Origin of the sequence: Streptosporangium lutulentum (genome assembly GCF_030811455.1) — a bacterium.
Taxonomy (GTDB): domain Bacteria; phylum Actinomycetota; class Actinomycetes; order Streptosporangiales; family Streptosporangiaceae; genus Streptosporangium; species Streptosporangium lutulentum.
Genome location: NZ_JAUSQU010000001.1, coordinates 3,604,592 through 3,630,423, shown reverse-complemented (window position 1 = coordinate 3,630,423; position 25,832 = coordinate 3,604,592). Strand labels below are relative to the sequence as shown.

25 protein-coding genes and 1 pseudogene are annotated in these 25,832 nt (G+C 70.4%); 11 read left to right on the top strand and 15 right to left on the bottom strand.

The window, feature by feature from the left end:
- The first annotated feature begins 29 nt into the window (after positions 1-29).
- From J2853_RS16230 to J2853_RS16220, 3 genes and pseudogenes are all read left to right on the top strand, one after another.
- Positions 30-707 (top strand): DedA family protein, encoded by a 678-nt coding sequence (locus tag J2853_RS16230; protein ID WP_307558779.1) that lies wholly within the window; start codon positions 30-32, stop codon positions 705-707.
- Positions 704-1,333 (top strand): annotated as a pseudogene (locus tag J2853_RS48155) (histidine kinase); the annotation flags it as partial. The gene J2853_RS16230 and the pseudogene J2853_RS48155, both read left to right, overlap by 4 nt.
- A 91-nt stretch (positions 1,334-1,424) precedes the next feature.
- On the top strand, positions 1,425-2,069 hold the full coding sequence (locus J2853_RS16220; RefSeq protein WP_307558775.1) for a response regulator: 645 nt from the start codon (positions 1,425-1,427) through the stop codon (positions 2,067-2,069).
- A gap of 22 nt (positions 2,070-2,091) precedes the next feature.
- On the opposite strand, the gene J2853_RS16215 is transcribed toward J2853_RS16220, so the two are convergent.
- Complete coding sequence (locus tag J2853_RS16215; protein WP_307558773.1) at positions 2,092-2,649, bottom strand: GNAT family N-acetyltransferase; 558 nt, start codon at positions 2,647-2,649, stop codon at positions 2,092-2,094.
- A gap of 195 nt (positions 2,650-2,844) precedes the next feature.
- Positions 2,845-4,074, bottom strand: coding sequence for an isochorismate synthase (locus J2853_RS16210; RefSeq protein ID WP_307558771.1), 1,230 nt, complete (start codon positions 4,072-4,074; stop codon positions 2,845-2,847).
- Positions 4,075-4,290: 216 nt separating this feature from the next.
- Between J2853_RS16210 and J2853_RS16205 the strand changes: the two genes are divergently transcribed.
- Positions 4,291-5,142 carry a GDSL-type esterase/lipase family protein gene (locus J2853_RS16205; protein WP_307558770.1) on the top strand — a complete coding sequence of 284 codons (852 nt, stop codon included), beginning with the start codon at positions 4,291-4,293 and terminating at the stop codon, positions 5,140-5,142.
- 14 nt (positions 5,143-5,156) lie between these two features.
- Here the strand turns inward: J2853_RS16205 and J2853_RS16200 are convergent, their stop codons facing one another.
- From J2853_RS16200 to J2853_RS16175, 6 genes are all read right to left on the bottom strand, one after another.
- Entirely contained in the window at positions 5,157-5,762 is a 606-nt protein-coding gene (locus tag J2853_RS16200; protein WP_307558768.1) for a response regulator transcription factor, read from the bottom strand.
- Positions 5,759-6,868 (bottom strand): sensor histidine kinase, encoded by a 1,110-nt coding sequence (locus J2853_RS16195; RefSeq protein WP_307558766.1) that lies wholly within the window; start codon positions 6,866-6,868, stop codon positions 5,759-5,761. Before J2853_RS16195 ends, J2853_RS16200 begins: the two co-directional genes overlap by 4 nt.
- A 119-nt stretch (positions 6,869-6,987) precedes the next feature.
- Entirely contained in the window at positions 6,988-7,635 is a 648-nt protein-coding gene (locus J2853_RS16190; protein WP_307558764.1) for a response regulator transcription factor, read from the bottom strand.
- Complete coding sequence (locus tag J2853_RS16185) at positions 7,620-8,876, bottom strand: sensor histidine kinase (RefSeq protein ID WP_307558762.1); 1,257 nt, start codon at positions 8,874-8,876, stop codon at positions 7,620-7,622. Before J2853_RS16185 ends, J2853_RS16190 begins: the two co-directional genes overlap by 16 nt.
- A gap of 298 nt (positions 8,877-9,174) precedes the next feature.
- Positions 9,175-9,816 carry an FMN-dependent NADH-azoreductase gene (locus tag J2853_RS16180; RefSeq protein WP_307558760.1) on the bottom strand — a complete coding sequence of 214 codons (642 nt, stop codon included), beginning with the start codon at positions 9,814-9,816 and terminating at the stop codon, positions 9,175-9,177.
- A 184-nt stretch (positions 9,817-10,000) separates the two neighbouring features.
- On the bottom strand, positions 10,001-10,723 hold the full coding sequence (locus tag J2853_RS16175; protein WP_307558758.1) for a DsbA family oxidoreductase: 723 nt from the start codon (positions 10,721-10,723) through the stop codon (positions 10,001-10,003).
- A gap of 111 nt (positions 10,724-10,834) precedes the next feature.
- Here J2853_RS16175 and J2853_RS16170 point away from each other — a divergent pair, with 111 nt between their 5' ends.
- Complete coding sequence (locus tag J2853_RS16170) at positions 10,835-11,278, top strand: winged helix-turn-helix transcriptional regulator (protein WP_307558756.1); 444 nt, start codon at positions 10,835-10,837, stop codon at positions 11,276-11,278.
- A 138-nt stretch (positions 11,279-11,416) separates the two neighbouring features.
- Here the strand turns inward: J2853_RS16170 and J2853_RS16165 are convergent, their stop codons facing one another.
- Both J2853_RS16165 and J2853_RS16160 read right to left on the bottom strand, forming a co-directional pair.
- The gene (locus tag J2853_RS16165) at positions 11,417-11,740 is read right to left on the bottom strand and encodes a hypothetical protein (RefSeq protein WP_307558755.1); all 324 of its coding nucleotides are present in this window, start codon (positions 11,738-11,740) and stop codon (positions 11,417-11,419) included.
- A 387-nt stretch (positions 11,741-12,127) separates the two neighbouring features.
- Positions 12,128-12,874, bottom strand: a complete 747-nt coding sequence (locus J2853_RS16160; protein ID WP_307558753.1) for an alpha/beta fold hydrolase — start codon at positions 12,872-12,874, stop codon at positions 12,128-12,130.
- Positions 12,875-12,955: 81 nt separating this feature from the next.
- On the opposite strand from J2853_RS16160, the gene J2853_RS16155 reads away from it, so the two are divergent.
- Positions 12,956-13,900, top strand: a complete 945-nt coding sequence (locus J2853_RS16155) for a helix-turn-helix transcriptional regulator (protein ID WP_307558752.1) — start codon at positions 12,956-12,958, stop codon at positions 13,898-13,900.
- Between the two features lie 19 nt (positions 13,901-13,919).
- On the opposite strand, the gene J2853_RS16150 is transcribed toward J2853_RS16155, so the two are convergent.
- Positions 13,920-17,297 (bottom strand): S41 family peptidase, encoded by a 3,378-nt coding sequence (locus J2853_RS16150; protein WP_307558750.1) that lies wholly within the window; start codon positions 17,295-17,297, stop codon positions 13,920-13,922.
- Positions 17,298-17,621: 324 nt separating this feature from the next.
- Here J2853_RS16150 and J2853_RS16145 point away from each other — a divergent pair, with 324 nt between their 5' ends.
- The 4 genes from J2853_RS16145 (at position 17,622) to J2853_RS16130 (ending at position 20,754) form a co-directional block, all read left to right on the top strand.
- A complete protein-coding gene (locus tag J2853_RS16145; RefSeq protein ID WP_307558748.1) occupies positions 17,622-18,449 on the top strand; it encodes an ABC transporter ATP-binding protein in 828 nt (275 codons plus the stop codon).
- A complete protein-coding gene (locus tag J2853_RS16140) occupies positions 18,446-19,435 on the top strand; it encodes an aliphatic sulfonate ABC transporter substrate-binding protein (protein WP_307558746.1) in 990 nt (329 codons plus the stop codon). Before J2853_RS16145 ends, J2853_RS16140 begins: the two co-directional genes overlap by 4 nt.
- Complete coding sequence (locus tag J2853_RS16135; protein ID WP_307558744.1) at positions 19,432-20,250, top strand: ABC transporter permease; 819 nt, start codon at positions 19,432-19,434, stop codon at positions 20,248-20,250. The genes J2853_RS16140 and J2853_RS16135 overlap by 4 nt, the downstream gene beginning before the upstream one ends.
- Before the next feature lie 216 nt (positions 20,251-20,466).
- Positions 20,467-20,754, top strand: coding sequence for a DUF3040 domain-containing protein (locus J2853_RS16130; protein WP_307558742.1), 288 nt, complete (start codon positions 20,467-20,469; stop codon positions 20,752-20,754).
- 67 nt (positions 20,755-20,821) lie between these two features.
- Here the strand turns inward: J2853_RS16130 and J2853_RS16125 are convergent, their stop codons facing one another.
- The 4 genes from J2853_RS16125 to J2853_RS16110 form a co-directional block, all read right to left on the bottom strand.
- Positions 20,822-22,453, bottom strand: coding sequence for a penicillin-binding transpeptidase domain-containing protein (locus J2853_RS16125; RefSeq protein ID WP_307558741.1), 1,632 nt, complete (start codon positions 22,451-22,453; stop codon positions 20,822-20,824).
- Between the two features lie 75 nt (positions 22,454-22,528).
- Positions 22,529-23,179 (bottom strand): lysophospholipid acyltransferase family protein, encoded by a 651-nt coding sequence (locus J2853_RS16120; protein ID WP_307558739.1) that lies wholly within the window; start codon positions 23,177-23,179, stop codon positions 22,529-22,531.
- A 361-nt stretch (positions 23,180-23,540) separates the two neighbouring features.
- The gene (locus J2853_RS16115) at positions 23,541-24,161 is read right to left on the bottom strand and encodes an NUDIX hydrolase (RefSeq protein WP_307558737.1); all 621 of its coding nucleotides are present in this window, start codon (positions 24,159-24,161) and stop codon (positions 23,541-23,543) included.
- A 73-nt stretch (positions 24,162-24,234) separates the two neighbouring features.
- A complete protein-coding gene (locus J2853_RS16110) occupies positions 24,235-24,420 on the bottom strand; it encodes a hypothetical protein (protein ID WP_307558735.1) in 186 nt (61 codons plus the stop codon).
- Between the two features lie 370 nt (positions 24,421-24,790).
- On the opposite strand from J2853_RS16110, the gene J2853_RS16105 reads away from it, so the two are divergent.
- Complete coding sequence (locus J2853_RS16105) at positions 24,791-25,819, top strand: TerC/Alx family metal homeostasis membrane protein (RefSeq protein WP_307558733.1); 1,029 nt, start codon at positions 24,791-24,793, stop codon at positions 25,817-25,819.
- Positions 25,820-25,832 lie beyond the last annotated feature (13 nt).

The following is a 25,832-nucleotide window of genomic DNA, read 5'->3' as shown; positions in this document are numbered from 1 at the left end:
CGCGTTCGGATCTACGTAGCCTTGTGTGCATGAGTTCACTGACAGCCGATGGAAGCGCCTTGATTCTGAGTTCACCCGATGCCACCGGAATCGCCGGATGGGCGGTCGGTCTTATGGAAACCCTGGGGGCGCCAGGGGCGGGATTGGCCATCGCGCTGGAGAATCTGTTCCCACCGCTGCCGAGCGAGGTGATCCTCCCGCTGGCCGGGTTCACCGCGAGCAAGGGGAGCATGAGCCTGTTCGACGCGGTGCTCTGGACCACCCTGGGGTCGGTGATCGGCGCGCTGGCGCTCTACGGCCTGGGGGCGCTGCTGGGCCGGGACCGGGTGGTGGCCATCGCGGCGAAGCTGCCGCTGATCAAGGTCTCCGACATCGAGAAGACTGAGGCCTGGTTCGCCAAACACGGCAGGAAGACCGTCTTCTTCGGCCGGATGATCCCCATCTTCCGGAGCCTCATCTCGATCCCGGCGGGGGTCGAGCGCATGCCGATCATGACGTTCACCCTCCTCACCACGCTGGGCAGCCTCATCTGGAACACGGCCTTCGTGATGGCCGGATACCTACTCGGGGAGAACTGGTCGCTGGTCGAGAACTACATGGGGATCGTGTCCAAGGCCGTCCTGGGCATCGTCGTGCTCGCCGTGGTGGTCTTCGTGGTGATACGGCTGAGGGACCAGCGCAAGGGAAAGCACCACGCGCGCCCGTGAGCGTCGCGATCAGGGCCTGCCGGGCGCTGGCCGGGCACGCGCTCGGAGTTCCGGCGGCCCTGGTCGAGCTGGCCTTCCTCATCCTCGCCGGCCCCTTCCTGCTCCTCTCCCGGGCGCGCCCGCGCGTGCTGGCCGGGGCCGTACGGCTGGCGGACGCCGAGGTCGTACGGCTGAGGCTGTTCGGCGGGGTGGAGGTGTCCGGCTACGACGGGCGGCGGGCGCTGCGCTACCTGGCGAGGCGCTGGCCGATCGGCGTGCTGGGCGGCCTGGTGCTCGCACTCCTGGTCTTCGGGGCCGGCCTCGGCGTCCAGCTCGCCTGGCAGTGGGGCCGGGGCAGGCCGTTCGACGACATGGAGCCGACCGCGGTCCTCGTGCTCTACTTCCTGGTCGGCGGGCTGGTCCTGCTCTTCCTGGAGATCATGGGATTCATCGGGCTCGTGGCCCTGGAGCGGCAGGTCGCCCGGCAGGCACTCGGGCCGAGCTCCACCGAACTGCTCGAACACCGCATCACCGAGCTGGCCGAGACCCGCGCGGGCATCGTCGCGGCCGTCGACCAGGAGCGAAGGCGCATCGAGCGCGACCTTCACGACGGCGTGCAGCAGCGCCTGGTCGCGCTGGCCATGCTGCCGGCCTGGCCCGCCGCGTGGCCGCCCTGGACGGCCGGTTCCGGGTGGACAGCCCGCCCGGCGGGCCCACCACGGTCACCGCGGAGCTCCCGTGCGGGTGATCCTGGCCGAGGACTCCACGCTGCTGCGCGAGGGGCTGATCCGGCTGCTGGTCGAGGAGGGCCACGAGGTCCCGGCCGCGGTCGGCGACGGCGAGACGCTCCTCGACGCGGTGGCCGAGCACCGGCCCGACATCGTGGTCGCCGACGTCCGGATGCCGCCCACCCACACCGACGAGGGGCTGCGGGCGGCGCTGGAGATCCGGCGCCGCTGGCCGGGAACGCGGGTGCTGGTCCTGTCGCAGTACGTCGAGAAGCACTACGCCACCGAGCTGATGAGCGGCGACGTGGACGGTGTGGGCTACCTGCTCAAGGACCGGGTGGCCCAGGTCGCCGACTTCCTCGACGCGCTCGACCGGGTCGGGGCCGGGGGAGCGGCCTTCGACCCCGAGGTCGTGCGGCAGCTTCTCGCCCGCACCACCCACGTCGACCCGCTGAGCCGCCTCACCCCCCGTGAGCGCGACGTGCTCGACCACATGGCGCAGGGCTGCACCAACGCCTCCGTCGCCGAACGGCTCCACGTCTCCCAGAGCGCCGTCGAGAAGCACGTCAACGCCATCTTCGACAAGCTCGGGCTCCTGCACGTCACCGGCTACAGCCGGCGGGTTCTGGCCGTGCTGCGCTACCTGGGCTCCTGACGGCTCCCGGCGGCCTTCCCGGTCAGAGCTGGAGCGCGTCCTTCTCCTCGGCGGTGGTGAGGTCGCTGGGCCAGAGCCGGTAGACGTTGAGGTGCGTCTCGTAGTACTTGTCCGTCTCGCCCACCCACTGCATGCCGATGCGCCTGGACGTGGCGGCGCCGCGATCGTTGTTCACCCGGACGACCGCGACGAGCTCGTGGGCGCCGATGGAGAACGCCCACCCGGCCAGGGCCCGGGCGGCCTCGGTGGCGTAGCCGTTCCCCCAGGAGCCGGGGGCGAGCTGCCAGCCGATCTCGATGTCCTCCTCGTCCGGCGGCAGGTATCTCAGGGAGAGGCCGCCGACGACCCGCTGGTCGGAGGTGCGGACGATCGCCCAGCGGCCCAGCGGGGGGATCAGGGCGTCGCGATTGCGAACCCATGACTCGAGCGTGGTCCGCATCGCCTGTTCGTCGTCGATCTGGGTCATCGCCGGGGAAAGCCACCGGGTGACCTCTGGCGCGCCGTAGACGGTCAGGGCCTCGGCGGCGTCGTCGGGGCTCCAGTCACGTATCGTGAGGCGGGCGGTGGTCAGTAAAGCCATGATCTTCCTCTCCCTGACGAGTGGGCCGGCTGCGCGGCGATGAAAGAAAGAACGTCGAGCAGAAGAAAGCTTTGGTTTTCTTGCGGGAAATGTCCGATGTCTTGCCCTTGTGAGGGTACGCCCATGTGCCGGACGGCGGACAGGCGCGGGTGGGGAAAACGGGCGCCCGCCCGACCGGCGCGGTTCACGTGGGAGTCAGCCTTCCAGGGCGTACTGCATCGCGCGGAGCTTGGCCTGGGCCTCGGCGAGCTCGGACGCCGGATCGGAGTCGCCCATGATGCCGCAGCCGGCGAACAGCCGGGCCCGGGGGCCGTCGATCTGGGCGCAGCGCAACGCGATGCCCCATTCGCCGTCGCCCCGGGCGTCGATCCAGCCGACCGGCCCGGCGTAACCGCCGCGGTCCATGCCCTCCAGTTCGCGGATGACCTCGAGCGCGGCCTCGGTGGGCGTGCCTCCGACGGCGGCGGTCGGGTGCATGGCCGCCACCACGTCCAGGACCGAGGCCCCGGCGGAGAGTCGTCCGGTCACGGGGCTGGCCAGGTGCTGGACGTTCGGCAGCATCAGGAGCTCGGGCTCCTCGGGGATCTTCAGCTCGGAGCAGAGCGGGCTCAGCGCCTCGCGCACCGACTCCACCGCGCAGGTGTGCTCGTAGCGGTCCTTCGCCGAGGCGAACAGGGCCGAGCCGCGCGCCATGTCGTCGGCCCGGCCGGTGCCCCGGGGGATCGTGCCGGCCAGGACCAGGGACTCGATCATCTCCCCGGTACGCCGTACCAGCAGTTCGGGGGTGGCCCCGATCAGGCCGGCGCAGGAGAAGGTGTAGCAGTCGGGATAGCGGCGGGCCAGCCGGGTCAGCAGCAGGCGGACGTCGATCGACCGCTCCGCGGTGGCGGTCAGGTCGCGGGCGAGCACGGTCTTCTCCAGGCGGCCCGACCGGATCCGCCTGACGGCTCGCGCCACGGCGTGCTCCCACTCGGGAGCGGTCAGGCTGCCGTCGCCGTACCGGATCCTGCCGGGATCGCGGAGCGGGGTGACCAGGTCGAGCCGCTCCTCGCCGACGGTGGTCAGCCATGCGCGGCCGTCGCGGCGGGCGAGGATCGTCTGGGGCACGACGAGGACGGAGCCCCGGGAGTCGGGGTCGAAGGTGAACGAGCCGAAGGCGACCGGTCCGGAGCCGGGGGTCCGCACGTCGTCGTCGACGTCGGCCTCGCCGAAGATGGTCGACAACCAGTCGCGGGCCCAGTCGAAACGCCGGGGACCCGGCGGTACGGTCACACGTGCGGCCTCGCCCCAGGCGACCAGCCCCTCACCATGTCTGATCCAGGCATAGGGGGCTGTTTCGGGCAGTTCGGCGAACAGGTCGCCGGGGTCGCCGACGGGGGTGGTTCGCACCACGAGGGGACGGGTCAATCCGAGCGCAACACTCACCTCCGCCACTCTATGCCGGAATCTGAACGTGTTCGACGAGGCCCCCGGAACCAGCACAGCCGCCACGTTCTGTCAAGAAAACCAAGGCACTCGGTCAATGGAGCGCACCGCGCTGTCCTGCGGTGATACATCCGAAGCAGACGTGATCTCTCAGCCGGAGGTGCCATGCTTCGCAGGACTGTGACCGCATTCACAGGCGCCGCGTTCCACAGAACTGTGATCGCATTCACAGGGGTGACGGCGCTCACAGTCGTCTTGGCGGCCCCCGCCGGAGGCGCCACGGCCACGTCGTCGCGACCGGTGGTCATGGCGGCGCTCGGAGACTCGATCAGTGCCGGGTTCAACGCCTGCGGCTGGTACGTCCCCTGTGTCTCGCGTTCCTGGTCGATGGGCGACCACGCCTTCGTCCAGAGCCACTACCTGAGGCTGCGGAGCCTGGACGAGAGCCTCGCCTGGCAGAACCTGAACTTCGCCGTCCCCGGGGCGACCAGCGCCGACCTCGCCGGGCAGGTCGAGAAGGCGGTCGCCCGCGGCGCGGACTACGTGACCATCCTGGTCGGCGCCCAGGACGCCTGCGTGTCCGAAGAACGCCTGATGACCCCCGTGAACGTCTACGAGAGGCGAATGGCCGAGGCCCTGACGCTGTTCCGGGCCGGGCGGCCCGGCGGCAGGGTGTTCGTGGCGAGCATCCCCGACCTCAAGCGGCTGTGGCGGGTCGGCAAGGGCGACCTGGTGGCGCGCGGGTTCTGGGCCGTCGGGCGGATCTGCCCCACCATGCTGGCCAAACCCGCCTCGACGTCCGCGGCCGACCGGGCGCGCCGCGACCGCGTGCGGGCCAGGGTCGCCGCCTACAACGCCGTCCTCGCCAGGCTCTGCGTCGCGTACGGCCCGGCCTGCAGATCCGACGGCAACGCCGTGTTCAACCAGTCCTTCACACTGGGCCACCTCAGCAAGTGGGACTACTTCCACCCCAACGAGGCAGGCCAGAAGCTGATCGCGCAGAAGACCTTCGAGGCGGCCCGCGGATGGATCACAGGGGACGACCGGCAGCCGATCCCCGTCCCCTGACCGTCACCCGGCGTTCACAGCCAGCCGTTGTCCCGGGCGGTGCGGGCGGCCTCGACGCGGTTGCGGGTGCCGGTCTTGCCGATCGCGGCGGACAGGTAGTTGCGCACCGTGCTCTCCGACAGGTGCAGCCGAGAGGAGATGTCGGCGATCGTCGCACCGTCGGCCGCCGCGGCCAGCACGTCCCGCTCGCGATCGGTCAGCGGGTTGGCGCCGGTGCTCAGCGCGGCGGCGGCCAGCGTGGGATCGATCACCTTCTCACCCGTCAGGACCCTGCGGATCGCGGCGGCCAGCTCCTCCACCGGCCCGTCCTTGACCAGGAACCCGGCGGCGCCCGCCTCCATCGCCCGGCGCAGGTAGCCCGGCCGGCCGAACGTGGTCAGCATCAGCACCCGGCAGCCGGGCAGCCGGTCGCGCAGCCCGGCGGCGGCGTCCAGGCCGCTGATCCCCGGCATCTCGATGTCCAGCAGCGCGACGTCGGGACGGGCACGCAGCGCGGCGGGCACGACCTCGTCTCCCGTGCCGACCGTGGCGACGATCTCGAGGTCGTCCTCCAGATCGAGAAGCAGGGCGAGCGCGCCGCGCATCATGCCCTGGTCCTCGGCCAGCAACACTCTGATCATGGAATCGTCACCCTCAGCAGGAAGCCGCCGTCCTCACGCGTCTCCAGCGTCCCGCCCAGGGCCGCGGTCCGCTCGGCCAGGCCGCGCAGCCCGTTGCCGAGGGTGCTCGCGCCGGGCCCCCGGCCGTCGTCGCGGATCTCCAGCACGGTTCCCTCCAGCCTGATCTCGCAGGTGCGGGCGCCGCTGTGGCGGACGACGTTGGTCACCCCCTCCCGTACGGCCCAGCCCAGCAGGGCGTCCAGCTCCGGGGCCGGCCGTGCGCCGGGGACGGTCACCGCGGTGCTGATGCCCGCGTCGGCCAGCGCGGTGCGGGCGGACGCCAGCTCGGCGGCCAGCCCACGGCCGCGATAACCGGTGATCGCACCCCTGACCTCGGTCAGCGCCTCCCGGCCGATGGCCTCGACGTCGGCCGCCTGCCGGGCCGCCGCCTCCGCGTCGTGCGGGGCCAGACGCCGCACGACCTGCGCCTTGACCACCATCACCGACAGGGTGTGCCCGAGCAGGTCGTGCAGGTCCCTGGAGAACCGCAGTCGTTCCTCGGCCACCGCGGCGTGGGCCAGTTCCTCGCGGGTCCTGTGAAGCTCGGCTATCACGGAGAACAGCTTCAGGACGATGCTGACCACCAGGCCGCCCGCGGCCGTCCCCCAGACGGACAGGGAGATGTTCTCCCAGCTCGATCCGTTCCACCACATCGCCACGGCCAGCGCGACGGTCAGGGCGGTGAGAACGGGGTAGACCGGCCCGTCCCGCATCACGACCCCGCAGGCGATGGTCATCAGCGGCGCGAGATAGAACCAGCCCTCCGCGACGGCCGTCAGCAGCAGGAAGGTCACCAGCACGAGGGCGACCAGCGTCCCGGTCGCGGCGCGGCGCCGGCCGCGGAAGGACAGCGTGACGGAGAGCGCGTAGAGGGCGACGAAGAGGGCCAGGCAGAGCGCGGCCGGGGCCGCGGGCCGGACCAGTCCCTCGGCGAGCTCGCGCACCGGCGGATAGGCGAGCAGCAGCCAGGGATGGAACGCGAGCGCGCCGAGGTCGCCGGGCCTCCCCGTCACGCCGGATCCCCGGCCTTCCCGGTCGCGCCCGGGAATCTCGGGCTTCCTCGTCACCTGATCATCCCTACCACGCGGCGCGCCCGGCCCGGCGGTAATCGCCGGGCCGGGCGTCGCCGGCCCGGCGGATCGTTACCGGTTGCCCGGCTCCCCGGCTCCCCGGCGGAACAAGCGCGTCAGGACTCGTTCAGGTAGGTGAGGACGGCGAGGACGCGGCGGTTGCCGTTGTCGTCGTCGGTGATGCCGAGCTTGCCGAACAGGGAGGTGGTGTACTTGCCGATGGCGCTCTCGCTGAGGAACAGCCGCCGGCCGATGGCCTGATTGGACAGCCCCTCGGCCATGAGGCCGAGCACGGAGTGTTCGCGTTCGGTGAGCTGTCCGAGCCGCCGGCTGGAGGATCCGCTGGACAGCAGTTTGGCGATGACGGCCGGGTCCATGGCGGTCCCGCCGCCGGCGACGCGCTCCAGCGCGTCGATGAACTGGTCGGCGTCGAACACGCTGTCTTTCAGGAGATAGCCGATGCCACCGGAGCCGTCGGCCAGGAGTTCGCGGGCGTACAACTGTTCGACGTGCTGAGAGAGAATCAGGATCGGCAGCCCGGGAACCTCGTCGCGGGCGGCGAGAGCGGCCCGCAGGCCCTCGTCCGACTGGGTCGGCGGCATGCGGACGTCGACGACGGCGACATCCGGCCGCCACTTCAGCAGCGCGTCGAGCGTCTCGGGTCCGGTGGTCGCCGTCGCCACCACCTGGTGGCCGTACGCCTCGATGAGGCGGACGATCCCGTCGCGCAGGAGGTAGAGGTCTTCGGCTACGACGATTCGCATGGCACCGTCATTCTCACGTGGGTCGGTCCGCCCGCCGGGCTGGTGATCTCCAGGGTGCCGTCGAAGACCGCGAGGCGGCGGCGCAGCCCATCGAGTCCGCTGCCGGCTCGCACGCCGGCCCCACCCCGGCCGTTGTCCTCGACATCCACGACGATGCCGGTGCCGTCCCGGTCGATGGCGATTCGTGCCCGGGTCGCGTGGGCATGCTTGACCGCGTTGGTCATCAGTTCGGCGGTTCCGAAGTACAGGGCGGACTCGATCGGCGGGTCCAGGAGCAGCCGGACGTCGGCGCTGACAGTCGCCTCAAGCGGGCTGTCCAGGGCGAGAGCGCGAACGGCGTCGATGAGCCCTCGCTCGTTCAGCACCGACGGGTTGATCCCCTGGACCAGTTCGCGGAGCTCGGTCAGTGACGCGGTGGCGCCGGCCCGCGCCTCCCTCATCAGGGCCTTGGCCTGGTCGGGGTCGGTTTCCATCAGCTTCTCCGCGATCGCCAGGGAGAGCCCGAGCCCGACCAGGCGGGCCTGCGCCCCGTCGTGCAGGTCCCGCTCGATCCGGCGGATCTCGGCGGCCTGCGCGACCGTGGTGTCCGCGCGCTGGGCCGTCAGCTCATCCACCCGATCGGCCAGCGCCATCGCGGGCGAGGGGCGCAGGAAGCGGACGGCCACCGGCTCGACGGGCCGCCAGGCGTACGGGGCGCCGGCGATCGCCACGACCAGGCCGAGCACCCCGATGAGACGCGTGGAGAGCTCCGGCTGAGAAAACCCGAGGACCGCCGCCGCGACTCCGGCGGGCGGAATGGCCGCGATCACGCCCGCGGTGATCGGCGCGATCCCCATGAAGCGCAGGTCACGCCAGACGGCGGGATCCCTCCATCGGATCCGCATTCTCTGATCCATGAGGGCGTCGCGCCTGGTGCGTTCGTAGCTGAAGCCGTTCCACCAGTACCCGGTGGACATCCGCGTCACCGGCCCGGCCTGCCGGTAGCCGGCGGGGATGACGGTGTCCGTCCATGTCGCGACGAGGGAGCGGAACATCCGGCAGACCGGACGCGACAGGACGAACGTGCCAATGCACGCCCATATGAACGGCGCGATCCACGTCCACGCGTCCGCGCCCCACCAGATCCACAGTGCCACGGCGGCGGCCCACACGGCCGGGACCAGCATGCTGACGACCACCACGACGCACGCGCGCGCGAACCCCACGCAGGCACTCGCCCCCCAGGCTGCCGGCTGTCTCATGGTCCTCCTTCCTCCTTCATGATCCGACCGCGGGCATCCGTAGGGCCCGTATTGGGACGAATCATCTGAAAATGGTGTGGAGTCCACTATGCAGCGCACGGAGTCCGATTCACATCGAATCGGCATCGGAGTGGGCCTGGACCCACCCGATCGTGCGTACAGGCCCATACGGCCTCACCCCGTGCGCTCCCCGACGCCGAGTCCTCACGGACATGACGAAGGACGGAACGCGCCCCTCGGGAGGGAAGGCCGAGGGCCGCCGGGCTCGCCCGGCTGCCGACGGGGCCGCGGGTCGTGGTCAGGCCGTGGTCAGGGACATCGTCTCGGCGTACCGGCGTGCCAGTGCGTGCGAGTTCTCCAGCGAGGCCTCATGGAGGGGCAGCAGGTGCCGGAGGGGTTCCATGACGGGCGCGTAGGTGAGTTCGGGGGTGATGGTATGGACGTCGAGGGCCATGAGGCCGGGGTCGCCGAGGATGCTCTCCAGCGCGGGGACGAGGAAGTCCTTGCCGTGCTGGGGGGCGCCGGGACCGTAGCCGCCGCCCCGGGCGGAGACGATGACGGCGGGCCGCCCGCGGGTGGGGACGGCGTCGCCGAGGCCGATGGTCCTGCCGACGATCATGATGTGGTCCAGCCACGCCTTGAACGCCGACGGCATCGAGTAGTTGTACACCGGCACCGCGAACAGGTAGGCGCCGGCGCCCAGGAACTCCTCGACGAGTTCGTCCTGCGCGGCGGCGGCGGCCTGCTGCTCCGGGGTGTGCTCGGACGCCGGGGTGGTGCGGGCCGTGACGCCCGCGGCGTCGAGGTGGCGGACGGGGTCGAGGGCCAGGTCGCGGGTGACGATGTCGCCGCCCCAGGCGGTGGTGAAGGTGTCGGCGACCTGCCGGGAGAAGGACGCGCTCCCGGAGACGGAGGAGTCGATGCGGAGAAGGTAGGACATGATCGTGCTTTCTGTGTCGGTACGGCGGTCGGTACGGCGGTCGGTACGGCGCGGAGCCTGGTGGCGGTGCGGGCGGCGTCCTCGGAGATCTGGGAGGGCGGGCCGCCGGCGCCGACGACGAGGTGGACCTCGCGGCCGGCCCGCCGGGCGCCGGGGGCAGCGGGTGTCGGTGAGACGGGGGCGTTCAGCGGGCGGGGCGCTGAGGGACGGCGCAGCCGTCCGGGCCGCAGAGACCCTCCGCGTCCGCGATGACCGGAAGCGGCCGCGGGGCGGGGTGACTTTCCCGCCAGGCCCGGGTCATCGCGGCGAGCAACCGGTCGGTGTCGAGGGCGCCGGGGACGGCGTACGCGCCGTCGATGACGAGGAACGGCGCGCCGCGGGCGCCCAGGCGCTCGGCCTCGCGCTGGTCGGCTTCCACCTGTGCGCGGTAGCGCCGCTCACGGAGCGCCTGGGCGGCCTCGCCGCGGTCCAGGCCCACCTCTTCGGCGAAGTCGAGGACCTCGTCGAGGGTCCACAGCTTGCGGGCCTGTCCGAAGTGGGCGCGGAACATCGCCGTCCACACCTCGTTGCCGCGGCCCTGGGCGGTGGCGTGGGCGAGCAGTTCGTGGGCGTGGTCGGTCGGGCCCAGGGTTCGCTCCAGCGCGTGGTAGGGGCTCAGCCCCTCCGCGTGGGCCGTGGCCTCGATCGAGGTCAGGAGCTTCTCGCCGGTCGCGGTGGGCATCCCGGCCATCTGGAACAGCCGGCGCTGGGTGACGCCTTCACGGGGAAGGTCGGGGTGGAGCTGGATGGAGCGGTGGATCACCTGGACGTCGTCGGCGTGCTCGAAGCGATCCAGCGCCAGGCGCAGGCGGTTGTCCATCAGCCCGCAGTACGGGCAGACGATGTCCGCCCAGAGTTCGATCTTCATGGGGTGCCCTTCCTGACCGCTTACGATCTGTTCGCAACCCCACTGTGCATTAGTGTGACAATCGGTACAAAAGGCACATTCATGTGTGCGATCGGGGAAAAGGCGGCGGCTATGAGTGCGAGCAAACTGGGAGCGACGCGCACCGATGTGCGCGCGAACGTGCGGCGCGTCCCGGGCCCGTGCGCCCACTGGGGCGACCAGGACGCCGACTTCATCCGTGAGATCCTCGATCTCGTCGGCGACAAGTGGAGCGTACTGATCATCGGCACCCTCGCCGACGGCCCGACCCGATACTCAGACCTCGCCTATGCGATCCCCCGCATCTCCCAGCGGATGCTCACCCTCACTCTCAAGCACCTGCAGCGCAGCGGACTTGTCGATCGCACGGCCTACCCCGAGGTCCCGCCCCGCGTCGAATACGCCCTGACCGACCTCGGCACCTCGCTGCTGTCCACCGTTCTCGCCCTGGCCGCCTGGTCCTCCGACCACCACGCCGAGATCCGACACCACCAGACCGCTTTCGACGCCGCCGGCGCACCACGGAACGCGTCCTGAAGAGGCCTGCCCGCCCGGCGAGGGCACGGTGCCATGGCCGGGCGGACGGTCTCTCCACCTCGGCGTGCGACGCCACGTCACCCCGGCCCGGGGGCGCCGGTTCGCGAGATCGCACTCCATCGCCGCAGGGACCTCGGTTCAGGTGTGCCTTTTGCAGGACTGGCCCATGACCATCTGGAGCTCGCTGGGGTGTTGGATCGAGGCGCAGGTGTAGACGGGGGCGCGTTTGGAGGTGAAACCGATGGAGTTCTTCGCGCCGAGAGGATTGATCCGGCAGCCGCTCCCCTTGATCACGGGGAAGAGGCGGTCGACGGTGAATCCAGGCCCGGGGAACGGCCCGCTGGAACATTTGTAGTACGGCTGCGGGGCGTCGGCGTGGACGACGGGCGCGAGGACGAACGGAATGGCGAGTGGGACGGCGAGTGCGGCCGTGGCCAGGGCGGCGCGGTGAACATGGGACATCAGGGGCTCCTTCGTGTATCGGCACCCGGCCCCGCACGTGGTGTGACATGAGCCGGTGGCAGGTGTCTCCGGCATCGGCACGCCATCCGTCCCCGGCACGTGCTGGTGCGTGGGGAATCACGATGGTGTCCGACCAGGCAATGTCACTATAAGCACGCCAATGGCTACATCGCGTGACGACGCTCCTGCGTTCGCCCGGACGATGGACAATTCTGACCGGTCACGGCCCCGCGGTGTCGGGAAGGCCGTCCGTCGTCCTCCGCCCGGTCGGGAGGTCTCCGCACGTCTCCGGCCATGAGAGGTGGGTCACCGGACGCGCACGACGGCAGCGGAACGGCGGGCGGCGGGCCGGGCGGGGATCCGGGCGGACCGCACCCCCGCCGGCGCTCAGCCTGACAGCGCGGCGAGTGCGGCCGCGGTCTCCACGGGCTTGGAGAACATCGGCCAGTGACCGGTGGGCACCTCGTCGAAGCTCCACTCCGGTCCGGCGAGCGCCGCGAAGAACGGGTGGTCGGCGGCGATCATGGCGTGGACCTGCTCCAGCGGGAACGAGCAGGAGATGAGCGTTTTGGGTAGTTTGTCCGCGCCGCCCGTGAGGGTCAGCGGCTGGGTCATGGCGCCGTACGGCTGGGGGGTCGCGCGGGAGGCGAACCACTCGCGCTCGGCCTCGCCCAGACCCTCCAGTCCGGCCCCGGCCCGCTCCTGTTCCTCCCAGGAGATGAGCGGGTAGGCCGTCCCGCCGCCCTCCTCGGCGACCCGCCTCTCGATGAAGGCTCGCCACTCGGGCTCGTTGAGGTCCATCTGGGTCATGCCGTCGGGCTGCGGGCCGCTGTCGACGTAGACCACCCGGGCGACGCGCTCGGGGATCCGGTCGGCCGCCCCCGTGACCGGGGCGCCCGCCCCGCTGTGGCCGACGAGGATCACCTCGTGCAGGTCCGCGAAGACGATGACGTTGACGATGTCCTGAATGTGGGTCTCCAGGTCGACGCCGGGACCGGCCAGGTGCGCCCGGTCGCCGAGTCCGGTGAGGGTCACCGCATGGACCTCGTGACCGGCCTCGCGCAGCGGCCGGGCGACCCGCTCCCAGGCCCACGCGCCGAGCCAGAAGCCGGGGACCAGGACATATGTGCTCATTTTTTCTCTCTCCTTCGTTGCTTGGTTCTACTCTAAGATCAAATCCGGACAGAATCGGTCCTGATTTTGCGAGGAGTTTCGATGACCGTCACCCGAGTGCTCGCGCTGCTGGAGCTGTTGCAGGCCGCTCCCGGTCTGACCGGGCCGGAGCTCGCCGTCCGGCTGGAGGTCGACGAGCGGACCGTGCGCCGCTACGCGGTGCGGCTGTCCGAGATCGGGGTGCCGGTGGAGGCAGAGCGGGGCCGCTACGGCGGCTACCGCCTCCTGCCCGGCTACAAGCTGCCGCCGCTCATGCTCACCGACGACGAGGCCACGGCCGTCGTGCTGGGGCTGATGGCCGGGCGCCGGACCGGGCTGGCGGTGGGGGAGACGGCGACCGAGAGCGCGCTGGCCAAGATCCAGCGGGTGCTCCCGGGGCCGCTGCGCGAGCGGGTCGAGGCGGTGTCGGCGACGCTGGATCACACCGGGACCCCGGCGCGGGCGAGCACCCCGCAGGCCGGGCCGTTGCTCGCGCTCGCCGAGGCCGCCCGGAGCCGGGTCACCGTACGGCTGGCCTACCGGTCCTGGCGCGGAGACGACTCCGAGCGCGACCTGGACCCCTACGGCATCGTCTTCCACTCCGGGCGCTGGTACGTCGCCGGGCTCGATCACGACAGCGGGGAGGTACGGACCTTCCGGGTCGACCGGGTGGCGAGTGCCAGGCGCACCGAGCGGGCGTTCGACGCTCCCGACGGCTTCGACCCGGTGGCGCACGTGGTCCGATCGTTGTCGGCGGTGCCGTACCGGCATGAGGTGAAGGTGCTGCTGGCCACCACCCTGGAGGAGGCGGCCGGACGGATCCCGGCCTCCGCGGCGGCACTGGCCGAGACCCCCGACGGGGTGGTGATGACCGCCAGGGCCGAGCGGCTGGACGGGATGGCGCAGATGCTGGCAGGGCTCGGCTGGCCGTTCACCGTGATCGCACCGGACGAGCTGCGCGGGGAGGTCAGGGCGCTGGCCGGGCGGCTCATGGAGTCCGCGGGCTGAGCCCCGCGGGCGGCGACGCCTACGGCTGAGCTCTCAGCCGGGGTGGCAGGGACGGCACCGGGAGCCGGGGCCGGGCATCCGGGTTGGGCGTGTGCGGCGGATGCGTGGCCAGGCGGTCCAAGGCGACCTCGATCGCCTTGTCGAGCTGGGTGTCGACGCCCCTGGCGTAGTCCTGCGGGGTGATGTCGATCTCGATGTCCGGGTCGGTGCCGTAGTTCTCCACCCGCCAGCCCACGTCGTCGAAGGCGAAGGAGAACTCCGGCTGGGTGGTGACCGTGCCGTCGGCCAGCTGGTGCCGGGGCCAGATGCCGATCACACCGCCCCAGGTGCGCTTGCCGATCAACGGGCCCAGGCCGAGCACCTTGAAGGTGTGACTGAAGATGTCGCCGTCCGAGCCCGCCCACTCGTTGGTGATCGCGACCATCGGTCCTCGCGGCGACTCGTCGGGATAGGGCTCGGGCACGCCCCAGCGGGGGAAGTCGTAGCCGAGGCGCCGCCGGGAGAGCTTCTCCAGCAGCAGGGCCGACACGTGGCCTCCGCCGTTGAAGCGGACATCCACCACCAGGCCCTCGCGGTCGTACTCGGCGAGGAAACCGCGGTGGAACTCGGCGTATCCCTCCGGGCCCATGTCGGGGATGTGCAGGTAACCGATCCGGCCGCCGCTGAGCTCGTGGCAGCGGGCCCGGTTGGCCTCCACCCAGTCGCGGTAGCGGCCGGGCTGCTCGTCGCCGATGGCCCTCACGGTGACGGTCCGCTTTTCCTGCCCGCGCCTGATCGTGAGCTGGACCTCCTGGTCGGCCTGATTGACCAGTCGCTCGTCCGGGCCGGCCTCCGGGCCGACGGGCTGGCCGTTGACGGCCAGCACCACGTCGCCCGGCCGTACGTCCACCCCGAGGCGATTGAGCGGTGAGGTCGCCTCGGGGTCCCAGCGGTCGCCGTTGACGATCCCGGCGATCCGGTAGTGGCCGTCCTCGAAGGACCAGTCGACGCCGAGCTTTCCCTGCCGGTAGTGCGGCCGGGACCGGTAGGCGCCCCCGCTCTCGTAGGCGTGGGAGGTGCCGAGCTCGCCGAGGAGCTCCCAGAGCAGGTCGGAGAACTCCCCGCGGGTGGTGACGCGATCCACCAGCGGCAGGTAGCGCCGGTAGACGCCGTCCCAGTCGATCCCGGCCATGTCCTCGCTCCAGAAGTTCTCCCGCTGCAGCCGCCAGGCCTCACGGAACATCTGACGCCACTCGGCCTCCGGGCGGATGGACACCTTGACCCGGTGCATGTCGACCCAGCCGCCCGTACGGTTCGACGAGTCGTCCTCCTCGGGCGTCTCACCCGCCCTGATCACTCGGAGCCGCTTGCCCGCCTGATAGAGCAGGGTGGCGCCGTCACGGCCGAGCTGGAACTCGGACACGTCCCCGACCAGGGTCTCCTGCTTCTGCTTGGCGAAGTCGTAGAGGTGGAGCGTGCCGTCGGAGGAATCGGAGGAGTCGGCGTAGTCGTCGCCGAGGCTGCCCTCGACGGGAAAGGTGAGGTAGACGGCCTTGCCCTTGATCCCGGCGATGCGGTCGTAGCGGCCCTCGGGGACGGGAAAGCCGGCGACCCGGTTCTCGATGCCCTCCAGGTCGATGACGACCTCGATCTCCTCCTCGCCGCCGCCGTCGTCGTCATCGTCGTCGTCCTTGAGCGGCCGGGGCTCGGGGACGAAGGGGGAGCCGACGTCGGCACGGAGCGCGACGGCGTAGGGGCGGGAACCGAGGGGGAAGCCCAGGGCGGACTGGAGCTCGTCGTAGACCGGGTTGAAGACGCGACGGCCGATGAAGTAGAGGTAGTCGCCGCCGGGGTCGAAGGAGGGGCAGGTGTCCCACAGCACCGGTCGGGTGGCGAAGGACGTCTCGCCGGTCTCGACCCGGCACAGTTTGATCGCCATGGTCTGCGCGGTGTCGCGGCAGGCGTAGGCGAGCCAGCGGCCGTCGGGGGACCAGGCGAGGTCCTCGATCGCACCGAACCGGCTGGAGTCGACCACGGTGCTCCTGCCGGGTTCGCCGCACCGCGCGGTACCGGTGTCCTCCATGGAGCCGGCGTTCCGTCCGGGGCCGGTGGTTTCCTCGGGGCCGGTGTCCTGCGCGGGATCGGCGTTCCGCGTGGGGCCGCCGCCTTCCGCAGGGCCGGTGTCCTCCTCGGGGCCGGTGCCCTTCGGGGAGTCGGCGTCCGCGGTGAGGCCGTCCCCCCTCGGGAGATCGACGATGATCAGCTCGTTGCGGTGGTTGGCGATCGCGACCCTGTCGGCCCTGGGGGAGACCTCCAGCGCGGTGACGCGGCCGGTGTCGAGGTGGTCGAGCCGGACCGGCTCGGCGCTGCCGTCGGCGGTGAGCACGACCAGCACCTCGCGATCACCGTCGTCGCTGGCCGCCGCGATGAGCCGCTCGCCGTCGTTCAGCCAGTTCAGCAGACGGTAACGGACGCCGTACAGCGAGCCGTGCTGGCGCACCGGCCCCTCCCAGGCTGCGAAGGAGAACGCCTTGCCCCGGGTGGTGACGGCCAGGCCGCTGCCGTCGGGGTTGAGTGTGGCACTGTCGAGGAAGTCCTCGGCCGGGGCGAAACGGCGGTTGCGCTGGGTGCGTGAACTGCGCAACCGCACCTCGATCGGGCGGGACTCGCCGTCCTCCACCAGGTGGAGCTCGGCTCCGGCGTGGTAGACCAGCCGGTGGCCGTCGCCGGACAGGTTGCGGGCGTAGTAGTCGGCGTGGTCGGAGTGCCTGCGCAGGTCGCCGCCGTCGGCGGTGCAGGAGTAGATGTTGCCGACGCCCTCGTGGTCGGAGACGAAGTAGACACGGTCCCCGCACCAGCAGGGCGAGGCGAGGTTGCCGGGCAGGGCGATCAGCCGCCGGAACCGCTCGGTGCCGTCGATCTGGATCCACAGATCACCTACGGTGCCGCCCCGGTAACGCTTCCACCGGGCGGGATCGGCGGTGTTGCGGCCGAGCACGATCTGCGGGCCGTAGGAGATGGTGTTGGCCGGGCCGTACGGCAGGCGCTCGGGGATGCCGTACGGCTGGACCCGATGCAGCCAGTTCTGTCCTTCGATGGGCTGGCACTCGTCGCTGGCGTACACGATGGCGCCGTCGGGGTCCCAGCCGGTGACGGTGGAGCGTGCCCCGTGGTAGGTGACCCGCCGGGCCGCGCCGCCGTCGGCGGGCATCACGTAGACCTCTTCCGGCCCCTCCTCGCGGCCGACGAAGGCGAGCTGGTCGCCGCGCGGGGAGAACCGGGGATATCCCGCCTCGGCCTCCCCGGCGGTCAGCCGGAAGGCCCTTCCGCCGGTGGTGGACACCATCCACAGATCGTCCTCGGCGGCGAAGACGACCATGTCGCCGAAGATCGTCGGAAATCGAAGGTAGGCGGGCATCGTGTCGCTCCATGATCGGGTGGCCGGGAACGACTCCGGTCACCCGATCATGATTTCACGCTCGTGATGACCGGGAGCAACCCGTCCACCGAGGTAGCCCTGCCCGGCCCCGGCGGCGCATCGGAGAGGCTGCTCACGTCATGCCGGACTGTGATCGAATGCCACCGGCCATCCACGGCTGACGGAGAACCCCAGGCCCGCCGCCGGCGCCTCCGTGGGCGGGGCCGAGGCGGTGGCGACCTTCCGCCCATGTACGGATGTTCCCCGGCCGATATGACCATTTAACCTATTAATTAGGTAGGTTTTATGTGGTAGAAAGATCCAATGGGATCTTCCTTGAGCCCGGCCGTGGAGGCCGGGCCCGCGAGTGTGGTTCTGCGAGGGGTCGGCCGAACGTTCGGCGTCCGGGCGGGCGCAGCCGGCCACGTCGTTCTCCGTGATCTCGAACTCGAGATCGTCCCCGGTGAGATCGTGGCGATCCTCGGGCCCTCCGGGTGCGGCAAGTCGACCCTGCTCCGGCTCGTCGCGGGTCTCGACGAGCCCACCAGCGGCGACGTGGTCGTCGAAGGCAGGAAGGTGCGCGGCATCGAAGAACGGTGCGCCGTCGTCTTCCAGGAGCCGAGGCTGCTTCCCTGGCTGGACCTGGTGGGCAACGTCGCCCTCGGGCTGCCGAGGGGCACACCTCGCGCGAGCGGCCGCGAGGCCGTACGCCGCTGGCTGGAGGTCGTGGGCCTCGACCGTTTCCATCGGCACCGGCCACGGCAGATCTCCGGAGGCATGGCCCAGCGAACCGCGCTGGCCCGTGCCCTCGCCCGGCGTCCGGGCGTGCTGCTGCTCGACGAGCCGTTCGCCGCGCTCGACGCCCTCACCCGGCTGCGGATGCAGGACCTCCTGGCCGACGTCCAGCGACGCGCGAACACCACGGTCCTGCTCGTCACCCACGACGTCGACGAGGCGCTGCACCTCGCCGATCGCGTGATCCTCCTCGGTGGGGAGGAACCGCACGAGGGTGCGACGGTTCTGACCGTGCTCGACGTCCCCTACCCCCGTCCCCGAGACCGCGGTCACCCCGAACTCGCCGCCCTGCGCGCGGACCTTCTTGACCGCCTCGGCGTTCCCCGTCCCACCCCCTTCAAGGAGACCCCGCGATGATTCGCCGCCGAGCCTTTCTTGTCTCCACCCTGCTCGCGACCCTGGTGACGGGGTGCGCGTCCGGAGAGGGCACCGCCGCCCCGGCCGCCGGGGCGCTGCGGCTCGACTACGCCTACTACAACCCGCTCAGCCTTGTCGTCCGCAAGCAGGGCTGGCTGGAACAGGAGCTTTCCGCCAAGGGGACCAAGGTCACCTGGGTCCTGTCGGCGGGGAGCAACAAGGCCAACGAGAACCTGCGCGCCGAGACGATCGACGTCGGCTCCACGGCCGGGGCGGCCGCACTCCAGGCCCGGGCCAACGGCACCGCCATCAAGGCGATCGAGGTGTACAGCCGGCCCGAGTGGGCGGCGCTCGTGGTGGCCAAGACGTCCTCCATCACCGGCATCGCCGGACTCAAGGGCAGGAAGGTGGCGGCCACCAAGGGGACCGACCCGTACTTCTTCCTGCTCCAGTCACTGCACGAGGCGAAACTGACCGGGGCCGACGTCGAGGTCGTCAACCTGCAGCACGCGGACGGGAAGACCGCGCTGGAACGGGGCGACGTGGATGCCTGGGCCGGGCTCGACCCGCTCATGGCGCAGAGCCAGATCGACGCCGGATCGAAGCTGATCTACCGGAATCCGGCGTTCACGTCGTACGGCTTCCTCAACGCCCGCGAGGCCTTCATCAAGGACCACCCGGATCTCGTGCAGTCCGTCGTCAACGCCTACGAGAAGGCCCGAGCGTGGATCGGCGCGCATCCGGACGAGACCGTGACGCTGCTGGCCGAGGAGGCCAAGCTCTCACCCGAGATCGCCAAGCTCGTGCTGACGGAGCGCACCAAGACGGAGATCAGCCCGGTGCCGGGCCCCGAGCAGCGCGCGGTGCTCGAACGCATCCTGCCGATCCTGGTGGAGGAGAACCAGGTGCGCTCGGCCGACGAGGCCCGGGCCGCGCTCGACTCGCTGTTCGACCCCGCCTTCGCGGAGAAGGCACACGCGTCATGACCGCCGGCACCGAACGGAAGCCGGTGATCGCGACACCGGAGCGGGTGCGTGAGAAGCCCGGGTTCCCCCGTCTCGGCGGAGTGGCCCTCGGGGTGCTCGTGCCGCTGGCGGTGCTCGCCGCGTGGCAGTTCGCCACGGTCGCGGAGGCATTCACGCCGAGCCAGTTGCCGCAGCCGCTGAGCGTGCTGTCGGCGCTGGGCGAGCTGGTACGGCGAGGAGAGCTGTGGCAGCACATCGCGATCAGCGTCCAGCGGGTGCTCATCGGGTTCGGCGCCGGGGCGGTGGCCGGGCTGGCCGGTGGCGTGCTCGTCGGCCTGTACCGGCCGGTCCGGCGCCTGCTGGCGCCCAGCATCGCCGCGCTGCGCGCCGTCCCCTCCCTGGCCTGGGTCCCGCTGCTGGTGCTCTGGCTGGGGATCGGGGAAGGGCCGAAGATCGTCTTGGTGGCGATCGGCGCGTTCTTTCCCGTCTACACCACCGTGTCCTCCGCGCTCGCCCACGTCGACCCCCACCTGGTGGAGGCCGGGCGGGCCTACGGCCTGCGCGGCCTGGAACTGCTCACCCGGATCCAGCTGCCCAGCGCCGCGCCCGCGGTCTTCGCCGGGCTCCGGCTCGGCCTCGCGCAGGGCTGGTTGTTCCTGGTCGCCGCCGAGCTCATCGCGTCGTCGAAGGGACTCGGTTTCCTGCTGATCGACAGCCAGAACACGGGACGTACCGACATTCTCCTGCTCGCCATCCTGCTGCTCGCGCTCTTCGGCAAGACAGCCGACGCCGTGCTGGGTCTGGTTGAGCGCCGAGCCGTACGAAACAGGTTCTGAAAAAGATCTGCGATCTGGAATGTCTAGATCGTCGAGAACGCTGGGAACCGCCCAACACCTCCTCCGTCACCTTCTCGCCCCTACGGCCGGGGCATGATCGACCGCTTTGATCGCGTTGGCGAAAAGAAGAAGTAAATCAAGACCCTCGGAACGGATAATGATCTTCATGATTGGGCAGAACGTCGGCACACGCCTTGCTTTCCCGGGAGGTGCGGCATGGCCTGGTCGCAGGACGAGGAGCGGATGCTGCTGCAGATCGAGCGTCACCTGATAGACGAGGACCCGCGACTGGTCGCGCGGCTGGAGTCGTTCAACGAGCGCGTTCAGCGCAAGGAGGGCGGCCGGCGCAGGCGTGATGCCAAAAACAAGGAGGGGAAGCGGCCGGCCAGGCGCCCCCGCCGATCGACGGTCATCATCATGTTCAGCTGGCTGCTGATCGCGACACTGATCGCCATGCTCCTCATCATGGTCCTGCGCCACGAGGCCGCCGCTCTTCCCCTGTGAGCCCGATCCTCGCGGTGGCCCCCGCGCTCCCCGGCATCGGCGGAAGCCCCCGGCGCCGGCGAGAGAATCAGTTCAGGGCGCGCAGGAAGTCGGCGGCCACCGGGGCGGCGACCGTTCCGCCGCCCTCGCCCTCCTCGACGATCACCGCGAAGGCCAGATCGCCGCGGTAGCCGATGAACCAGGCGTGTGTCTTCAGGTCGTCCTGCGAGCCGTACTCCGCGGTGCCGGTCTTGCCCCGGGTGCCGGACGGCAGGCCCGCGTCCTTGGCGGTTCCCATGGTGACCACCGCGGACATCATCTGACCGATTTCGGACGTGATCCCCTCGGGGAGCGGTTGCGGTTCGGTCTTCTGCTTGATGGAGGAGACCAGGGTCGGCGGGCGCCAGGTGCCGTCGGCCAGCGCGGCGGCGGCCGAGGCCATCAGCAGCGGGCTGGCGGTGATGCGGCCCTGCCCGAAGGACGCCGCGGCCAGTTCGGCGTCGCTCTGCGGCGTGGGGAAGCTGCCCTTCGTCGCCGGAACGCCGATGTTGAGCGGTTTGTTGAAACCGAACAGCTCCGCGGTGTCCGTCAGCTTGTCGGCGCTCAGCCGCTTCTGGGTCAGCGGGGCGAAGGTGGTGTTGCAGGAGTAGGCGAAGGCGGCGGAGAGGGACACCGAGCCGTACTGGCCGTGGTGGGAGTTGCGGATCGGCAGGCCGCCCACCTTGACGTCCTTGGGGCAGGTGACCTGATCGCCGGGGGACATCCCTCCGGCCAGCAGCCCGATGGCGGTGATCGCCTTGAAGGTCGAGCCGGGAGGGTAGTTGCCGTCGAGCGCCCGGTTGAAGCCGCCCTTGTTGTTCACCACCGCGAGGATCTCGCCGGAGGAGGGTTTGATCGCGACCAGGGCGGCGGTCTGCTTCAGGTCGCGGACCGCGCCGGCGGCCGCCTGCTGGACCCGCATGTCCAGGGTGGTCTCCAGGGCCTCGCCGCTCTTCCCTTCGATCTTGTCGAGGGTTTTCACGGTCTTCTTGTCCGCGCCGACGAGATCGATCTCGGTGGAGGGGGTGCCGGCCAGGCGCCGCTGGAAGGTCTGCTGCAACCCGCCCCTGCCGATCGCGTCACCCGCCTTGTAGGAGGAGCCCAGGCTCTTGACGTCTTTCGCCGTGGCCTTGTCCAGGTAGCCGACGAGCTGCTGGACCGAGCCGCCCACGTCGCCGCCGTCGATGCGGTCGCCCTCGGCATCGGTGAGCTTCGCGCGCTCCGGCCAGGTGGTCTTCAGGGCGAAGGCGGTGCCCGCGGTCAGGTCGGGGTGCACGGCCGCGGGGGACCACGTGACCCGCCAGTTGCGGTCGACGACCGCCAGGTCGATGGTGCCGGAGTAGCTCCACTCGCCGATGTTCTTCAGCTTCAGCGTGGTGGTGTAGCTCGCCTGCCCCTTGCCGTCGCCGGTCTCGCGGACCGAGCCGAGCCGTACGGCGGTGCTCTCGACCCCGAGGGCCTTGCTCATGTTCTCGTATGTCTTGTCGAACGCCGGGTCGGCCGCGCCGAGCTCGGCGCGCATGGCGGCCAGGTCGCCCTTCTGCCACGCTTGGGCGAACCGCTGAGCGGTCTCCTGGGGGGTGCCCCTGGTGTGCAGGTACCACCACGCGCCGCCGCCGGCGGCCCCTGCCACCAGCACAACGGTTATCGACGTGATCGCGATCGTCTTGCCACGTGGCATTTGAACCACCCCCAGTTCTCCAAGCCTGAAGTGCCGCAGCTTAGCGTTATCAATGCGACATATGGCTACAAACGACTATTTGTCCTTATTCCGGCTTGGTGTATAGGACTCCACGTACTCCTGCCCGGACAGTGCCCCGATCGCCGCCATGATCTCGTCGGTCACCCTGCGCCGGTCGCGCGCGCTCCGCTCCGAGCCGGTGAACGTCAGCGGCTTGCCGATCTGCACCTTCACCCTGCCGAGCTTGGGCACCGAGGCGCCGATCGGCAGCACCTTGTCGGTGCCGGCCATCGCCACCGGGATCACCGGTGCGCCGGTGGCGAGGGCCAGCCAGGCGACCCCGACCTTGCCGCGGTAGAGGCGGCCGTCGGGGGAGCGGGTGCCCTCGGGATAGATGCCGAACAGCTCGCCGTCCTTGAGCACCTGCGCGGCCGTGTCGAGCATGTCCTGGGCGGCGGTCGGGCTCTGCCGGTCGATGCTGATCTGACCGGTGGCCCGCATCCACATCGCGGTGGCGGGGTTGCCGGTGAAGTACTCGGACTTGGCGACGAAGCGCACCTGGCGCGGAAGCACCAGCGGCAGGAAGGTCGAGTCGACGATCGACAGGTGGTTGGAGGCCAGGATGGCCGGGCCCGACCTTGGCACGTGCTCCTCCCCGGTGACCGTGGTCGGCCACAGCAGGTGCAGGACGGGGCCGCCGAAGATCTTGGTCAGGCGATAGAGCACAGGCTCTCCTCATGAGACGGGTTCACAACGCTGGGTGGTGTCCCGATAGCCGTTAGATGTACGCACCCGCGCAAGCGAGGACTCTACCTTTTTAGTGCTTCTCCAAGGCCATGGGCCTCTTCCAGGGCGAACCTAGGGATTTTTCAAAGCGAACTCAGAAAAACGAGACGCCCCGTGAGCGAAGGCGCTCACGGGGCGGACGTTTGGTGCCGATGTGGCGGTCGCCTCCTCGGCGAGAGGCACAACACGGCTCCAGCCGAACGGTATTCCGTGAAGGCGGTAATTTGCGGCCCGGGGGACACAAACCACATCGGCACGATCACTCTAACGGACGTCTGCGGGTGGTTATTCCGTTTCACGGTCAACGGCGTGTCCAGTGGGGCTGGGCCACACCCGCCACCCGCAGGTCACGGCCCTTGAGAGCGACCTCGGCGAACTGCCACAAGATGGCCCCGGTGGGCGCGTGGATCACGATCGAGGGGCCGAGCGGCATCTGCAGCAGGCTCCGTCCCTCCTCGTCGATCCGCCAGCGCGGCACCCCCGGCGCCAGGAACCGCTCCAGCGGCACCCGGTGGATGGAGGCGACCTCGTACGGGTCCCTGCGAGGCCGTTGCCGCCCGCCGAACGCCACCACCGGAGTGATCACGAATCCGGAGTCGGTGACGAAGTCGTCCAGCAGCCCGGCCACCTCCACGCCCCGGATCGAGACCTCCTCGTCCAACTCCCGCAGCGCCGCCGTCAGGGCGTCCTCGCCCTCGTCCAGCCGTCCCCCGGGCAGCGCCCACTGCCCGGCGTTGCGGCCGTGCGCGGCCCGCCTGATCACGATCGTGTACGGCCCGCCCTCGTCGTCCTCCAGCACGCACACGGTGACCGCCGCGTGCCGCAGGCCGTCGGTCAGCGGCAGGGCTCCCCGCCGCCGGAAGGCGGCCAGGTTGGCGGCGATGCGGGGACGAAGCTCGTCGGACGGGGGCAACAGGGCCATGGCGACCACGATCGCACACGAACACCGATGAAAGACCGGGCGGTTCCCGCCCCCGGAAACGGACGGCCGGACGTCACCGTCGTCCGGCCAGGTCCCGCTGTCTCGGGCCGGGCGGCGGCGGGCGGTCAGGAAGGGGCCGTTCGAGGACGGCCGGCGACAGGGGTCGCCGCCTTCCCCGCCACAGAACGGCGACGGTGACGAGCGCGGAGATCGTCAGCAGGACGCCCAGCAGAATTTCGAGAAGCACGGCGGTCGACATCAAGCCCTCCTTCGACCACGCTGCGGACACGTGACCCTGAGGGCGAAGGTCTTCCCACACCCCCGTCTCGCACGGGGGCCACCCCGCCGGGCTCCTGCTCTCAGGGGCCGTGATGACGATCGGGGCGTCGGACGGTGGGTACTCCCCTCCGCTTCGATTCCACTATCCGTGCGGCTCGGACTCCCGTCAAATGTCCGCGACCGGGTTGGGGTGGTATCCCGGCCCGTGGCTGGCCTACCCTGGGACGACGAGGGGAGTACTTCCCAAGAGCCGATCCGGTCAGTACGGACGTTTCAAAACGTCCCCGGACGGCCGCCCGCAGGCACGGGTGAAGGAGACCTCGAACGCCAAGCACGTTCGAGGAGGTTTCATGCCTGCTGAGGCAACTCTGTTGTTGGACAATCTTGAAACGATCGGTTCACCGCAACTGTGGACGATCACCGTGGCCGCTCTGGTGGCACTGCTGGCCCTGGACTTCATGCTGACCCGGCGTCCCCACGAGGTGCGGATACGCGAGGCGGTGGGCTGGTCGGTCTTCTACCTGGCCCTGCCTCTGGTCTTCGGCGTCTACGTATGGCTGTCCTTCGGGTCCGGGGTGGCGACCGAGTTCTTCACCGGTTACGTGGTGGAGAAGTCGCTGTCGGTGGACAACCTGTTCGTGTTCATGCTGCTGCTGTCCGCCTTCGCGGTCCCGACCGCGCTGGCCCAGCGCGTCCTGCTGTACGGCATCATCGGGGCACTGGTGCTGCGTGCGATCTTCATCGCGCTGGGGGCGGCCGTCCTGCAAAGCGGTACGTGGGCGTTCCTGCTGTTCGGCGGGATCCTGATCGTCACCGCCGGCAAGATCCTCAAGGACGCGCTGAGCGGGAAGGAGCAGGAGGTCGACATCTCCTCCATGCGCACGATCCGGCTGTTGCGGCGTTTCATGCCGGTCACCGACGACTACCGAGGCTCCCGCCTGGTCGTCCGTGAGGGCGGCCGCCGCGCTCTGACCCCGCTGGCGCTGGCCATCGTGGCCGTCTTCGCCACCGACATCGTCTTCGCCGTCGACTCGGTGCCCGCGGTGTACGGCGTGACCGAGGATCCCTTCCTCGTCTTCGCCACCAACGCCTTCGCCCTGCTGGGCCTGCGGGCACTCTACTTCGTGCTCCGCAGCGTCCTGGCGAAGCTGCGGCACCTGAACCACGGCCTCGGCATCATCCTGGCCTTCATCGGGATCAAGCTCGTCCTGCACTGGGCGCACGGTGTCTGGACCTGGGTCCCGGAGATTCCCACTCCGGTCTCGCTGGGGGCCATCGTCGCGATCCTGGCCACTGTCACGCTCACGAGCGTGTACGCCAACCGCCGCGACGCGAAGCCCGCCCCCTTGGCCACGGCCGGCCGAACCTCCGGGAGGTGACCTGATCCGGCGC

Coding starts and splice junctions, on each gene's coding strand:
- J2853_RS16125 (WP_307558741.1), bottom strand. CDS start 22,453: ATGCCACGTGGCAAGACGATCGCGATCACGTCGATAACCGTTGTGCTG.
- J2853_RS16105 (WP_307558733.1), top strand. CDS start 24,791: ATGCCTGCTGAGGCAACTCTGTTGTTGGACAATCTTGAAACGATCGGT.
- J2853_RS16180 (WP_307558760.1), bottom strand. CDS start 9,816: ATGTCCTACCTTCTCCGCATCGACTCCTCCGTCTCCGGGAGCGCGTCC.
- J2853_RS16200 (WP_307558768.1), bottom strand. CDS start 5,762: ATGATCAGAGTGTTGCTGGCCGAGGACCAGGGCATGATGCGCGGCGCG.
- J2853_RS16155 (WP_307558752.1), top strand. CDS start 12,956: ATGACCGTCACCCGAGTGCTCGCGCTGCTGGAGCTGTTGCAGGCCGCT.
- J2853_RS16190 (WP_307558764.1), bottom strand. CDS start 7,635: ATGCGAATCGTCGTAGCCGAAGACCTCTACCTCCTGCGCGACGGGATC.
- J2853_RS16130 (WP_307558742.1), top strand. CDS start 20,467: ATGGCCTGGTCGCAGGACGAGGAGCGGATGCTGCTGCAGATCGAGCGT.
- J2853_RS16110 (WP_307558735.1), bottom strand. CDS start 24,420: ATGTCGACCGCCGTGCTTCTCGAAATTCTGCTGGGCGTCCTGCTGACG.
- J2853_RS16135 (WP_307558744.1), top strand. CDS start 19,432: ATGACCGCCGGCACCGAACGGAAGCCGGTGATCGCGACACCGGAGCGG.
- J2853_RS16175 (WP_307558758.1), bottom strand. CDS start 10,723: ATGAAGATCGAACTCTGGGCGGACATCGTCTGCCCGTACTGCGGGCTG.
- J2853_RS16230 (WP_307558779.1), top strand. CDS start 30: ATGAGTTCACTGACAGCCGATGGAAGCGCCTTGATTCTGAGTTCACCC.
- J2853_RS16215 (WP_307558773.1), bottom strand. CDS start 2,649: ATGGCTTTACTGACCACCGCCCGCCTCACGATACGTGACTGGAGCCCC.
- J2853_RS16145 (WP_307558748.1), top strand. CDS start 17,622: ATGGGATCTTCCTTGAGCCCGGCCGTGGAGGCCGGGCCCGCGAGTGTG.
- J2853_RS16140 (WP_307558746.1), top strand. CDS start 18,446: ATGATTCGCCGCCGAGCCTTTCTTGTCTCCACCCTGCTCGCGACCCTG.
- J2853_RS16165 (WP_307558755.1), bottom strand. CDS start 11,740: ATGTCCCATGTTCACCGCGCCGCCCTGGCCACGGCCGCACTCGCCGTC.
- J2853_RS16185 (WP_307558762.1), bottom strand. CDS start 8,876: ATGAGACAGCCGGCAGCCTGGGGGGCGAGTGCCTGCGTGGGGTTCGCG.
- J2853_RS16115 (WP_307558737.1), bottom strand. CDS start 24,161: ATGGCCCTGTTGCCCCCGTCCGACGAGCTTCGTCCCCGCATCGCCGCC.
- J2853_RS16170 (WP_307558756.1), top strand. CDS start 10,835: ATGAGTGCGAGCAAACTGGGAGCGACGCGCACCGATGTGCGCGCGAAC.
- J2853_RS16160 (WP_307558753.1), bottom strand. CDS start 12,874: ATGAGCACATATGTCCTGGTCCCCGGCTTCTGGCTCGGCGCGTGGGCC.
- J2853_RS16150 (WP_307558750.1), bottom strand. CDS start 17,297: ATGCCCGCCTACCTTCGATTTCCGACGATCTTCGGCGACATGGTCGTC.